At 70.7% G+C, this 12,117-nt stretch carries 12 protein-coding genes and 2 pseudogenes; 7 read left to right on the top strand and 7 right to left on the bottom strand.

Annotated elements, in window-relative coordinates; genetic code table 11:
* Positions 1–766: 766 nt before the first annotated feature.
* Positions 767–1,627: an ABC transporter permease gene (locus ASC56_RS14215; RefSeq protein WP_055491733.1), complete on the bottom strand. Its 861-nt coding sequence runs from the start codon at positions 1,625–1,627 to the stop codon at positions 767–769.
* Positions 1,624–2,550 carry an ABC transporter ATP-binding protein gene (locus ASC56_RS14210; RefSeq protein WP_055491732.1) on the bottom strand — a complete coding sequence of 309 codons (927 nt, stop codon included), beginning with the start codon at positions 2,548–2,550 and terminating at the stop codon, positions 1,624–1,626. Before ASC56_RS14210 ends, ASC56_RS14215 begins: the two co-directional genes overlap by 4 nt.
* A gap of 134 nt (positions 2,551–2,684) precedes the next feature.
* Between ASC56_RS14210 and ASC56_RS14205 the strand changes: the two genes are divergently transcribed.
* The 4 genes and pseudogenes from ASC56_RS14205 to ASC56_RS41185 all read left to right on the top strand — a co-directional run bounded on the left by ASC56_RS14205 (position 2,685) and on the right by ASC56_RS41185 (position 5,762).
* Positions 2,685–3,854, top strand: a complete 1,170-nt coding sequence (locus tag ASC56_RS14205) for a sensor histidine kinase (RefSeq protein ID WP_055491731.1) — start codon at positions 2,685–2,687, stop codon at positions 3,852–3,854.
* Positions 3,854–4,510, top strand: a complete 657-nt coding sequence (locus tag ASC56_RS14200; RefSeq protein WP_055491730.1) for a response regulator transcription factor — start codon at positions 3,854–3,856, stop codon at positions 4,508–4,510. Before ASC56_RS14205 ends, ASC56_RS14200 begins: the two co-directional genes overlap by 1 nt.
* A 255-nt stretch (positions 4,511–4,765) precedes the next feature.
* A pseudogene (locus ASC56_RS14195) lies at positions 4,766–5,257 on the top strand (FUSC family protein); the annotation flags it as partial.
* Positions 5,258–5,588: 331 nt separating this feature from the next.
* The gene (locus tag ASC56_RS41185; RefSeq protein ID WP_199835986.1) at positions 5,589–5,762 is read left to right on the top strand and encodes a hypothetical protein; all 174 of its coding nucleotides are present in this window, start codon (positions 5,589–5,591) and stop codon (positions 5,760–5,762) included.
* 19 nt (positions 5,763–5,781) lie between these two features.
* On the opposite strand, the pseudogene ASC56_RS14190 reads toward ASC56_RS41185, so the two are convergent.
* From ASC56_RS14190 to ASC56_RS14180, 3 genes and pseudogenes are all read right to left on the bottom strand, one after another.
* Positions 5,782–6,267: pseudogene (locus tag ASC56_RS14190) on the bottom strand (ATP-binding cassette domain-containing protein); the annotation flags it as partial.
* A 53-nt stretch (positions 6,268–6,320) separates the two neighbouring features.
* Positions 6,321–6,779, bottom strand: coding sequence for a hypothetical protein (locus tag ASC56_RS14185; RefSeq protein WP_055491727.1), 459 nt, complete (start codon positions 6,777–6,779; stop codon positions 6,321–6,323).
* Positions 6,770–7,498, bottom strand: coding sequence for an ATP-binding protein (locus ASC56_RS14180; RefSeq protein ID WP_055491726.1), 729 nt, complete (start codon positions 7,496–7,498; stop codon positions 6,770–6,772). The genes ASC56_RS14185 and ASC56_RS14180 overlap by 10 nt, the downstream gene beginning before the upstream one ends.
* A gap of 272 nt (positions 7,499–7,770) precedes the next feature.
* On the opposite strand from ASC56_RS14180, the gene ASC56_RS14175 reads away from it, so the two are divergent.
* The 3 genes from ASC56_RS14175 to ASC56_RS14165 all read left to right on the top strand — a co-directional run bounded on the left by ASC56_RS14175 (position 7,771) and on the right by ASC56_RS14165 (position 9,793).
* Positions 7,771–8,631 carry a helix-turn-helix transcriptional regulator gene (locus ASC56_RS14175; protein WP_055491725.1) on the top strand — a complete coding sequence of 287 codons (861 nt, stop codon included), beginning with the start codon at positions 7,771–7,773 and terminating at the stop codon, positions 8,629–8,631.
* Positions 8,632–8,886, top strand: a complete 255-nt coding sequence (locus ASC56_RS14170) for a DUF397 domain-containing protein (protein WP_055491724.1) — start codon at positions 8,632–8,634, stop codon at positions 8,884–8,886. It abuts the gene before it with no gap.
* A 91-nt stretch (positions 8,887–8,977) separates the two neighbouring features.
* Positions 8,978–9,793, top strand: a complete 816-nt coding sequence (locus ASC56_RS14165) for an SAM-dependent methyltransferase (RefSeq protein WP_055491723.1) — start codon at positions 8,978–8,980, stop codon at positions 9,791–9,793.
* 155 nt (positions 9,794–9,948) lie between these two features.
* Here the strand turns inward: ASC56_RS14165 and ASC56_RS14160 are convergent, their stop codons facing one another.
* Positions 9,949–11,439: a glutamate synthase subunit beta gene (locus ASC56_RS14160; RefSeq protein WP_055491722.1), complete on the bottom strand. Its 1,491-nt coding sequence runs from the start codon at positions 11,437–11,439 to the stop codon at positions 9,949–9,951.
* A gap of 105 nt (positions 11,440–11,544) precedes the next feature.
* Entirely contained in the window at positions 11,545–12,024 is a 480-nt protein-coding gene (locus tag ASC56_RS14155; RefSeq protein ID WP_055491721.1) for a DUF1772 domain-containing protein, read from the bottom strand.
* Positions 12,025–12,117: the final 93 nt, after the last annotated feature.

The raw sequence follows: 12,117 nt of genomic DNA, 5'->3' as shown, positions 1-12,117 counted from the left end.
TCCCCGGCCGCCGGGAACGACGGCCGGGGTGCGCGAGGAGCGCAAGCTGACGCTGAAGCTTGTCGTGATGGTGCGGTCCCTCCCCGCCGAAGAGCGCAGGGACGGATCGCGGTCAATCTCAGACTCTCGCTCCAGACTCAGCATTCGCCGCCGATCGCCGGATCGACCGGGCCCAGGCCTCGGGACGTCGAAGTGCCGGTTCAAGTCCGGCCCGCGCAGCTCGATGCGCGGTGGTCCAAAGGCAGGACGCGACGACATGACGACTGACCTGGGTCCTCAACCGGACCGGCGTGCCCACATGGGCGGCATCACAGGGCCCGGGGGCCGGCTACGCCCTCGGGCCCGCTCCCGTTTCCGATTGCGTTCATAAAGAACGCGGCCGGAGCCGGTCCTTTCACACCGCGCGAAACGTCTACGTCCCGTCCGCTCCAGCGCCGACCGGCGGGCCCTGTCCCCGCCTTTCTGGACGCACGTGAACCCCTACGGCAGATTCGAGCTCGACATGAACAACCGGCTCGACCTCACCCAGGTGCTCACGGTGCCCGGTCCCCGTACTGCGTCCGACTCGCAGGCCCCTCAACCGGTACCGCGTGGCACGACCAGGTCGGAATCCTGAGCGTGGGCCAGAGCCGTCACGCTGCCGCGGCACCCGGCGAGGTGCGGTGCCAGACCACGCGACCGGGCGGGCATAGTGCAAGGATCCCTAAGGGCCAAGAGCCTGTTGCAACGGTCCGGTGTACCTCTTTGGCAGTCAGGCCCTGCGGGCTCACAGATCATGCCGGCGGACGGCGACCACAGCGACGACTGCTGCGGCGAGGGGCCAGGCCGCGTACACGATCCACGACCCGCTGATGGTAGCCGGGTAGGGTGCCGATCCGAAGGGGTCGCCCATCTGCACCAGTCGTTCCCAAGCACTGCGGGGCAGCGCGTGAAGGATGGCGGACGACCAGCGGTGGCGGTCGTTGAGAAGGAAAGGCAGCAGCAGAAGAATGCCGGTGAACGTCACGAGGGTGGTTGCGGTGTGCCGGATGACGGCGCCGAGGCCCATGCCGACGAGCGCGCACACCGGAGCGAGCAGGGCGGATGCCGCGACGGCGCGGAGCGCGCCGGGGTAGCCGAGGGACAGGCCGATACCCCGACCGGACAGGATGGCCTGTGTCACGCCGAACGAGGTTCCCGCGACGGCCGTGCCGTAGACGAGCATGACTGCCGTCACGACGGCCGTCTTGGCCGCTACGACCGAGCGGCGCGCAGGGACGGCCGCAAAGGTCGTACGGATCTGTCCGGTGCTGTACTCGCCGACGATCGTGAGGGCGCCGATGCTGCCGGTGGTGAGTATCAGGACCATGCAGGCGCCGATGGTGAAGGCGTCCCGCATGGCCCAGATCGGAACGAAGAGGGCCCGGATCCCTTCGTTGTAGGTCGGCCAGTTGTTGTAGTCCGCGACGGCCGCGCTGATGTTGATGGCCATGATGACCAGCGCGCTGACCCCGAACGCCCAGGAGGAGGAGCGCAGCGACCAGAGCTTGATCCACTCGGCGGCGAGGAGGTTTTGGAAGCGGGCGCCGGGCTCGGCGGCACGCACGGCGGTCAAGGCGGCCGTCGGCTGGGTGGTGGTCGAGGTCATCGAGGTTCTCCTGCGAGGTATTCGACGCTGTCGGCGGTGAGTTCCATGAATGCCTCCTCCAACGAGGAGGTGCGGGTGGCCAGCTCAAGGAGCACGATGCGGTGTTGGGAGGCGAGTTCCCCGATGCGGGCCGCGCTCAGACCGGTCACGGTGAGCCACTCCTCTGCGCCGGCGCCCGAGTCGTGCGGCTGCACCGAAGCGCCCTCGGCTTCGAGTACGGCTGCCAGCGCGGTGGTGTCGGGTGTCCGCACGGTCACGCTCTGGCGGGTGCCGCGGGCCGCGAACTCCGTCACGCTCTCGTCGGCGATCAGCTCGCCCCGGCCGATGACGATCAGGTGCTCGGCAGTGTTCTGCATCTCGCTCATCAGGTGGCTGGAGACGAACACGGTGCGCCCCTCGGCGGCCAGCCGCCTGAACAGGCTGCGTACCCACCGCACGCCCTCCGGGTCCAGGCCGTTGACCGGCTCGTCGAACAGCAGCACCGGAGGGTCGCCGAGCAGAGCCGTGGCGATGCCGAGCCGCTGCTTCATGCCCAGGGAGAACCCGCCGATGCGGCGCCGGGCCGCGGGAGCCAGTCCTACCTCCTCAAGGACCTCGTCCACCCGGCGCCGCGGGATGCCGTTGCTGCGGGCCAGGGCGGCCAGGTAGGCGGCTGCGCTGCGACCGCCATGGACGTCATGGGCGTCGAGCAGGGCACCGGCGTGACGCAGACCGCGCGGGTGGTCCCGGAACAGGTGACCGTCGATGGTGGCGGTGCCGCTGGTGGGTTCGGTCAAGCCGAGGAGCATCCGCAGCGTGGTGCTCTTGCCGGCACCGTTGGGACCGAGGAACCCGGTGACGTGCCCGGGGCGCACAGTGAAGGTCAGGCCGTTGACGGCAGTGGCCTTGCCGTATCGCTTGGTCAGTTCGTTGACTTCGATCACCCGGCCAACGGTGCCGGGGAGAGTGTCCGTCCGGCATCGGCCCGTCGGCTGCACTCGTGGGAGGCGCTTGTATCCCATGGGCGTACGCCCACGGGCCAATGTTCCGCCGCTGGCCAGGCGATTACGATCGCCCCATGTCCGCCAAGCCGCGACCCCTGCTGTCCCGGCACCTGCGGCTGGCCGCGCGGGCGGCCCTGGCCTGGTGCGGGGCGATCGCCTACCCATTCGCACTGTTCTTCGCGACACGCGGCACGCCTTTCGACTCCCCCGGCGTGCCGTTCGTCTCGGCGGCCGCGGTCACGGTCCTGCCTCTCGGACTGCTGCGCCGCCGCCCACTGCCAGCCCTGGCGCTGATACTCCTGGGTACATACGCCACGGCGACGACACCCCCGATCTGGCAGGTCGTGTATCTGCTGGTTCTGACGAACGACCTCGCCGTCGGATACATCGTGGCCACACGGCCTCGCCGCATCGCGGTCACCTCTGCCGTCATGACGCTCGGCATACAGGTCGCCTTCGCCGCACGCCTCGGGACCGGAACGGACGGCTTCGCCCGCACGGTCGTGGTCCTAGTCCTCGCGCTCGCCGCCGCCTGGATGATCGGCTACTCGGTTCGCGAACGCCGCGCGCACGCCGCAGCACTGCGCTCACAGACCGCCGCCCAGGCCGTCGCCGCCGAACGGCTCCGGATCGCCCGCGAGTTGCACGACATGATCGCGCACAGCATCGGCGTCATCGCCATCCAGGCAGGCGTGGGCCGCCGGGTCATCGACACACAGCCGGACGAAGCCCGCAACGCGCTGGCCACCATCGAAGACACCAGCAGGGAAACCCTCGCTGGGCTGCGGCGCACCCTGGGCGCACTGCGCCGCGCCGAACCGGGCCCCGGGGCGGCGGCCGCGCCGCGCGAGCCGGCCCCGGGGCTGGCCGATCTCGACCGGCTGACCGCGTCAACGCAGGACGCGGGCGTCCATGTCGACGTGCGATGGCTCGGAGAACGACGGCCCCTACCGCCCGATATCGACTTGGCCGCCTTCCGGATCGTCCAGGAAGCCCTCACCAACGTCGTACGCCACGCGGACACCCCCGACTGCCGCGTCACCATCGGCTACCAAGACGGCGAACTGACCATCGAGGTCGCCGACCTTGGCCGCGGCGGCCCCACCTCCAACACCGGATACGGCATCACCGGAATGCGGGAACGCGTCACCCTGCTACGTGGCCAGTTCACCGCCGGGCCGCGACCTGAGGGCGGCTTTCGCGTGGCAGCCCGGCTCCCCCTCTCCGAAGGAGTGCACATTTGATGACGGTCCGCGTCGTGCTCGCCGACGACCAGCCGCTGGTCCGCAACGGCCTGCGCGTCCTGATGGCCGACGCCCCCGACATCGACGTCGTGGGAGAGGCCGGAACCGGCGCAGAAGCGGTCCGGCTGGTCCGGGACACCGAGCCCGACGTGGCAGTGATGGACATCCGCATGCCAGGCATGGACGGCATCGAGGCCACCGGGCTGATCACGGCAGCCGCTGGAGCGACGCGCGTCCTCATCCTCACCACGTTCGACGACGACGAGTACATCTACGGCGCGCTCCGAGCGGGTGCCAGCGGATTCCTCGTCAAGGACATGGCACTGGACGACATCCTCGGGGCGATCCGCGTGGTCGCCGCCGGAGACGCCCTGATCGCCCCGAGCGTTACGCGCCGCCTGATCGCCGAGTTCGCCGCCCGCCCCGAACCAGCACCGCATCCACGACCAGTCGGGAACATCACCGATCGGGAACGCGAGGTGCTGACCCTCGTCGGACGCGGCATGTCCAACAGCGAGATCGCCGCCCACCTCTACATCAGCGTGGCCACCGCAAAGGCACACATAGCGCGGCTACTCACCAAACTCGAGGCCCGCGACCGCGTCCAACTTGTCATCACCGCCTACGAGACAGGCCTGGTAACCCCACCTCGGTGAACATCAAGCACCTCAGTCGCCGAAGCTCGCCAGCAGGAGCGACGAGACACGAACCCCCTCCGTCGCCAGCATCTACCGGGCACTCGCCGAGCACGCCAAGCGCGAGGCATACCCCGAAGCCGTCGAGCAGGCCCACGCGGACTTCGCCACGCTCCGGGCCGGCGAAGTCCCCGGTCCCCGTCTCGCCCTCTCTGACCGAGCGTCACTCTGATTACAGAGGGCTACTTGTCACTTCGCCGTAGCTTCGGGAGCACAGGGCCGTATCCGGGGGCCTCCTGGAGCCGGATCGGGGAGACGCTGCTGGCCCGCGGCATCGTGCTGCTCGTCCGGCATCTGCCGGCGCCGGGGCAGCGCGGTGGCACGGTGCGGGCGCGGCTGGTGCGCGCGGTGGACGCGGCACACGCCTACCACGCGCACGTACGGACCCGCGAGGACGACCGGGCCGGGCGCTGGGCGCTGCGCCGCGAGGCCTACCGCGCGCTCGCCGAGGCACGCGCCGCGATCGACCTCGCCGCCGCCGAACACCCCGCCCTCGCACGGCACGCGGAGGGTACGGACAAGGTGGCCGCCACGCTCGAACGGCTCGTCCACACCACCACCGCGTGCGCCGTGCACCTCGACGACACCGGGCGGCTCACGCCCCGCCACCGCGCACGGCTCGCCGAACTCCTCGACGAACTCGTCGAGCGAGGGGCGCACGCGGGACTCGGCACCGAGGCGACGACCCGGCTGCCCCTGGCGGTCTGACCATCCAGCGCCTGCCCGCGCAGGGAAGTTGCCGCCCTGTTGGAGCGCCTCCCACGGCTGGCACTCGCCGAGGACGAGGTGCGGTGGCGGCCTTCCCCGCGCCCGCGGCCTGTCGCCCTCCCGGTGACGTACTGAACCTCTGTGCGTCAACGGCAGAGGTACGGGACGAAACGGGTCACCCTGCGAACTTCTACACAACTCGGCGTTGACCGAGTGTCGAGTACGTCTCAGTGACGTCACTTCACGAGCCGTTCACCCGGGGCAAGGCGTTTAACTCTACGAGCCGACCGGGATCGGCTCGTCGAGACACGGCGCGACAAGGAGGTGCAGGGTGAACGGGAGAACGGTGCTGGAGCGCTTTCCCGCCGGCGGGCCGCGCGGCTCGTGGCCCGCGGAGGAGTTCGCGCAGGCGCGCCGCCTGGAGGGGCAGCCCGCGGAGGTCGTCATGGATCTCGCGACGGACGCGTTCCTGGTGATCGTGCCCGGAGCGGACGCCGCCGAGTGACACCGCCCTTGCCCTCGGCTCAGCCGGCGTCCGGGGCGGGCACCTTCGCCGCGAACTGCTCAACCTGCAGCGAGTACAGCTCCGCGTAGAGGCCGCCGACGGCGAGGAGTTCGTCCGGAGTGCCGGACTCCACGAGCCGCCCCTGGTCCAGCACGTGCACGAGATCGGCGGGGCGCACCGACGCCAGCCGGTGCGTGATGAGGATGACCGTCTGTCCGGAGCCCGCCAGAGCACGGATCTTCTCGAAGACCTCCAGCTCGGCCCGGGCGTCGAGCGCGGCCGTCGGCTCGTCCACGATCAGGATCTGTCCGCGCCGGTAGGCGGCCCGCGCGATGCCGAGCCGCTGCCGCTGTCCGCCCGACAGCTCGTGCCCGCCACTGAAGCCGCGCGCGAGGAGCGCATCGAGACCGCGCGGCAGGTCCGCCACCACGTCCTGCGCACCGGCCTGGGCGACCGAGGAGGCGAGGCGTTCCTCGGTGAGGGGAGCGGTCGTGCGCCCTACCGACCCTGGTGAGCGGGGGCACGGACGGCGCATGCGCCACGCGGACGGCCGTACGTTCACGCACTGATCGGGCGCGACCATGCCGGAGGCGTGCCCATGACCCGGCACAGTGCCAGATAGAGCGGGATCGGCGGGGTGTAGGGCAGGGTGCCGTCCGGCAGGTGAATCAGTCCGGGGGGAGCCGGTGCGTCCGTGACGAGTGCTCCCGCGGCGTAGCGCGCGGGCGCCGGCCAGTCCAGTGCGACATCGGATTCGAACGGCACGATCCACCACCACTCGGCCCGGTCGGCGTACACACAGCCCACCCGCGGCAGCCTGGCCAGCAGCAGCGGACCATAGCGGGCGGGCACGGCCACCGCGTCGCAACCGAGCGGAACCGTCATGCCCTCGGGCAGGGGAAGCGGCCTGGACACCGCCCCGGACGTCCGCCGGGCCCGCCCGAGGCGGACCAGCGAGTCCAGGGCCAGGACCTGTGCGGCCCCGGGTCCTGTGGCGTGCGTACCCCTCACACCCATGCGGTTCCCGTTCCCCGGGACGTCTCCGCCCCGGAGCCACGGCCACCGGCCGGGGGCCGCTTGGCACCCCAGCCCAGGTCGGAGCGCGCCTCGCCGTCGGTGGGCGGCTTCCTGGCGCTACGGCCCGGGTCGGACCGGGCCGTCGTGTCCTCGGCCGCCCGGGACCTGCTGCCGGAACACGACAGGTCCCGGGACGGCCGCGGCGGGCGGGGCTGTGCGCCGGACGCCGGCTGGTCGGTCTCCCGTGCCAGCTCGGCCCAGACCAGCAGCCCGGGTCCCGCCTCCAGGGCCCCCCAGCCCCGGCACAGTGCCGCGACGAGGAGCAGTCCCCTCCCGTGCTCCTCCTCGGGGCCCCGTGGTGCGGGATGCGGCTCGCCCGGAGCGCATCCCTCGTCACGTACGGCTATGCGCACCAGGTCGCCCTGGTCGTGCAGTTCGCACACCACGTGCTCGCCGGCGGTATGCACGATCGCGTTGGTGACCAGTTCGGAGACGACCAGAGCGGCCGTGTCGCAGGTGTCCTCGCCCACCGCCCAGCCGGACAGCCGGGCACGCGTCAGCCGCCGGGCCCGGGCGACGGAGCTCGGGTGTGCGGCCAACTCGAAGCGGAACCGGCGCTCAACGGCCGTGCCGGGGCGGGGCCCTGTGGCGCTGCCCGGTCCGAACCGGCGTGCGGCGGCGTCTGTTCCTAACGGCGCGGACGGAATCACGCATGCCACTATCGCCTTGGCGTGAACACTTGGCAAGAGTCACTCTGAAAATTGCAGAGTGCAGTGTGACGCCGAGAAGGGCCGTGGCACACTGCTCGCAACAGGGCGCCGGACAGCGCCAGTTGGGACCGGGAACACGGACTCGCGAGTCCGGTGCCTGCGCCAGGAGTTCGTCCGTCACGCGCTGAGCGTGCGAACGCGGGGCGTGGGAACGGTGCGGAAACGATTCGAGCGGCGCCGTTCGGGCGGTCAGGACCCAGAAGGACAGGAGGAGGTGCGGGGTGAGCGAGCCGCGGTCGGCACCGACGGTCGGTCAGGTCGTCCTCGGCCGACGCCTGCTGGATCTGCGTGAACGCGCGGGTCTCAAGCGGGAGGAGGCCGCGCGCGTGCTGCGCGTCGCGCCGGCGACCGTCCGCCGCATGGAGACGGCCGAGGTCGCCCTCAAGATCCCGTACCTCCAGCTGCTGCTGAAGTCGTACGGGGTGAGCGACGAGGAGGCCGAGGCCTTCGTCCAACTGGCCGAGGAGGCCAACAGGCCGGGGTGGTGGCAGCGGTTCCACGACATCCTGCCGGGCTGGTTCTCGATGTACGTCAGCCTGGAGGGCGCGGCCGCGCTCATCCGCCAGTACGAGCCCCATTTCGTACCCGGAATCATGCAGATCGAGGAGTATGCGCGTGGCGTCCTGACATCGGGAGCCATCGGGCAGACCAGCCCCGAGGACATCGAGCGCCATGTGGCACTGCGCATGCAGCGTCAGGAACTGCTCGTGCGCGAGCAGGCGCCCCGCATCTGGGCCGTGATGGACGAGACCGCGCTGCGCCGCCCGGTCGTCGGCCGGCAGGTCATGCGCGCCCAGGTCGAGCGGCTGCTGGAGGTCACGAAGCTGCCCCATGTGACGCTGCAGGTGCTGGAGTTCTCCTCGGGTCCGCACCCGGGCACGTACGGGCCCTTCGTGCTGTTCCGATTCGCCATGCCGGAACTGCCGGACATGGTCTACAGCGAGTACCTGACCGGTGCCGTCTACCTGGACGCACGTGCCGAGGTGGCGACCCACCTCGAGGTCATGGACCGCATGGCGGCTCAGGCCGCTACAGCACAACGCACGAAGGAGATCCTCGAGGATCTCCGCAAGGAGCTCTGAATGGAACGCATGACGCCGCGCAAACGCGTCTACAACGGCATGCCCGCCCGTGAACTTGGCAGCGAGGGCTGGCACAAGCCGTGGAGCGGAGGCAACGGCGGCAACTGCCTGGAGGCGATGAAGCTCCCCGACGGCCGGATCGCCGTCCGTCAGTCCACCGACCCGGACGGGCCCGCGCTGATCTACACCTCCGACGAGATGACCGCGTTCATCGAGGGTGCCAAGGCAGGGGAGGCGGACTTCCTGCTCTCCTGACCCCCTTGCCTTCTCAGTCCCGTTGCTATCCGCACCACTGACTTGGCGTTCAGTTGACCACTGACTTCCCCAGAGACTTACGGAGTTCCTCATGACCGGGCAGGACCCCGCCCCGGACGCCGTGCTCATCGACACGAGCAAGCCGCACCCTGCACGCATGTACGACTGGTACCTCGGCGGGAAGGACAACTACCCCGTCGACGAGGAGATGGGCCGGCAGATGCTCGCCCTGGAGCCGAGGGTGCCGGTGATGGCGCGGGTCAACCGCGCGTTCATGCACCGCGCCACCCGCTGGCTGACCCAGAACGGCGTACGGCAGTTCCTGGACATCGGCACGGGTATCCCGACCGAGCCGAACCTTCACCAGATCGCCCAGGAGATCGCGCCCGACGCGCGCGTCGTCTACTGCGACAACGATCCCATCGTGCTGGCCCACGCGGCGGCCCTGCTGCGCAGCACGCCCGAAGGGGTCACCGAGTACCTGCAGGCCGATGTGCGTGACCCGGCCGCCATCGTCGAGGGGGCCAAGCGGGTCCTGGACTTCGGTCGGCCGGTGGCTCTCTCGCTCGTCGCGCTGCTGCACTTCGTATCCGACGAGGACGGCGCGCACGAACTGGTCGAGCGGCTGCTGTCCGAACTTCCCTCCGGCAGCTTTCTGATGATGTCCCACGCCACCGCGGACTTCACCCCGGAGGAGTCGGCGGCGGCGACCGAGAAGCTCAGGGCGGCGGGAGTCACGCTGGCGCTGCGCTTCCGGGACGAGTTCGCCCGCTTCTTCCACGGACTCGACCTCGTCGAACCCGGTGTCGAGGTGGTCCACAAGTGGCGCCCGGAGCTGGGCGAGCCGGTTCCCGGACAGGACGACGGGGTCATTCCCGGCTACGGGGCGGTGGGCCGCAAGCCCTAACTGCCGGGGCGCCGGGCTGTCGGGGCTGCTGGGGCGGCCGGGTGCCCGCGGTCCGGACCACAGGGGTCGTGAGCCGTCGACCGGCCACGGATGTTCCCATCCACGGCCGTGCGTGCCAGACGCCGCGAGCCGGGCGCCCGTATTGTTCGGAGCTCTTACGCCGTCATCGGCCGGTCGTACGGCCCTATCGGCGTCGGGAGGCGTGTCGCACCGCCGGCCAGCCGTCGGTCCACCGCCGCCGCCACGGCCCGTCCCTCCGCGATCGCCCACACGATCAGCGACTGGCCGCGCGCGGCGTCCCCGGCGGCGTACACGCCGGGGACGTTCGTCGCGAAGTCCTCGTCCCGTGCGATCGTCCCGCGTGCGTCGAGGGCCAGCCCCAGCTGGTCGATCACCCCGTCCCGGCGGTCGGGCCCGGAGAACCCCAGCGCGAGCAGCACGAGGTCGGCGGGGATCGTCCGCCCGGTGCCCGGCATGGGCTGCCTGCGTTCGTCCACCTCGACCAGGTGCAGCGCCCGTACGTGCCCGTCCGCGTCCCCCGTGAAGCGGAGCGTGGAGGCCGCGAACAGCCGGGCGTCGGCGTCCGCCGCGGGTGCCGTCCGCAGGTCGCGCGCCTCCTCGTGCGCGGCGGACAGCCGGTAGATCTTCGGATACGTCGGCCAGGGCTCGGCCTCCTCGTTCCGGGCCGCCTCCGGCTGGGGATAGATGTCGAGCTGGGTCACGGACGCGGGCCCCTCGCGCACGGCGGTGCCGAGGCAGTCCGCCCCGGTGTCCCCGCCCCCCACGATCACGACGTGCTTCCCGGCCGCCGATAGCGGCGAGACCTCCAGGTCCCCCTCGCACACCCGGTCGGCCAGCGGCAGATACTCCATCGCCTGATGGATGCCGGCCAACTCCCGTCCGGGCACATCCAGTTCACGCCAGGCCGTGGCACCGGTCGCGATCACCACGGCGTCGTAACGCGCACGCAGCTCGTCGGCCCTGATGTCCCTTCCTATGGCCGTCGACGTACGGAACTTCGTCCCCTCGGCGCGCATCTGCTCCAGCCGCCGATCGAGATGGCGCTTCTCCATCTTGAACGCCGGTATCCCGTACCGCAGCAGCCCCCCGATCCGGTCCGCACGCTCGTACACCGCCACCGTGTGCCCGGCGCGCGTGAGCTGCTGGGCCGCCGCGAGCCCCGCAGGCCCGGATCCGACGACCGCGACGGTCCGACCCGACAGCCGCTCCGGTGGACGCGGGGGCGCGAACCCCTCTTCCCAGGCACGGTCCGCTATGGCCACTTCCACGTTCTTGATGGTGACCGCGGGCTGGTTGATGGCGAGCACACACCCCGCCTCGCACGGCGCCGGACACAACCGCCCCGTGAACTCGGGGAAGTTGTTCGTGGCGTGCAGCCGGTCGCTCGCCGCACGCCAGTCCTCGCGCGAGACGAGGTCGTTCCACTCGGGGATCAGATTCCCGAGCGGGCAGGCGTCGTGACAGAAGGGGATCCCGCAGTCCATGCAGCGGTCCGCCTGCCGGCTGATGATCGGCAGCAGCGCGCCGGGGACGTACACCTCGTTCCAGTCCCGCACCCGTTCCTCGACGGGTCTGCGGGGCCACTCCTCGCGGGGTGTGGTCATGAAACCCTTGGGATCGGCCATGGCCGTCCCCCTTGCGCACGCGTACCGGGTCGTTTCGTGCCACGATACGACGCCGTCGCCCCGTGCGCCCCTCGGTGTCGGGGCCCCGGTGACCGGCCCCGGGGCTCATGTGAGGGCGAGGACGTAGGACAGGGCGGCGCCGGCCGCGGCGACCGTGCGGACGTGGTTCCACATCGTCCACTCGCCCACATACGCGCGCCAGTACACGGCGGTCTCCGGAGAGCCGGGGTCCATCCGCAGGAGGGTGTCGTTTCGGGGGACGTTCGCCGCCGCGGTCACTCCGAACGTTCCGATCAGATAGAGCCCGCTGCCCACGAGCAGCGGGACCGTGCCGTTGTCCGGCCACAGCACGAACGTCACCACGGCGAGCACGGTGCACACCACCGCCGCTCCCACGAACAGGGTCATGAACGCCGGAGTCGTCGCGGACCTGTTGATCGCGTTCATCGCGGCGACCCCCTGGGCGGGCGGCAGCGCGCCGAGTCCCTTCATCACGAAGGTGGAGAAGGCGCAGAACACCCCCGCCACCAGCCCGGTCCCGAGTGCCCCGAGCACGGTCAGCGCGAAGTACGGCCCATCGATCATGTCAACTCCCGCATCGGTCCCCCCAACCATGGGGATCCTTCCCACCCGCCCCCCTCACTACAAGTGAATCCACCTACAAGATCGGTGACCGTC

It is taken from the genome of Streptomyces sp. TP-A0356, from assembly GCF_001417775.1.
Lineage (GTDB): Bacteria > Actinomycetota > Actinomycetes > Streptomycetales > Streptomycetaceae > Streptomyces.
The sequence above is the reverse complement of the archived record's forward strand: the minus strand, read 5'-3'. Positions and strand labels throughout refer to the sequence as shown.

Coding starts and splice junctions, on each gene's coding strand:
- ASC56_RS14155 (WP_055491721.1), bottom strand. CDS start 12,024: ATGATCGATGGGCCGTACTTCGCGCTGACCGTGCTCGGGGCACTCGGG.
- ASC56_RS14165 (WP_055491723.1), top strand. CDS start 8,978: ATGACCGGGCAGGACCCCGCCCCGGACGCCGTGCTCATCGACACGAGC.
- ASC56_RS14215 (WP_055491733.1), bottom strand. CDS start 1,627: ATGACCTCGACCACCACCCAGCCGACGGCCGCCTTGACCGCCGTGCGT.
- ASC56_RS14160 (WP_055491722.1), bottom strand. CDS start 11,439: ATGGCCGATCCCAAGGGTTTCATGACCACACCCCGCGAGGAGTGGCCC.
- ASC56_RS14205 (WP_055491731.1), top strand. CDS start 2,685: ATGTCCGCCAAGCCGCGACCCCTGCTGTCCCGGCACCTGCGGCTGGCC.
- ASC56_RS14170 (WP_055491724.1), top strand. CDS start 8,632: ATGGAACGCATGACGCCGCGCAAACGCGTCTACAACGGCATGCCCGCC.
- ASC56_RS14200 (WP_055491730.1), top strand. CDS start 3,854: ATGACGGTCCGCGTCGTGCTCGCCGACGACCAGCCGCTGGTCCGCAAC.
- ASC56_RS14185 (WP_055491727.1), bottom strand. CDS start 6,779: ATGGGTGTGAGGGGTACGCACGCCACAGGACCCGGGGCCGCACAGGTC.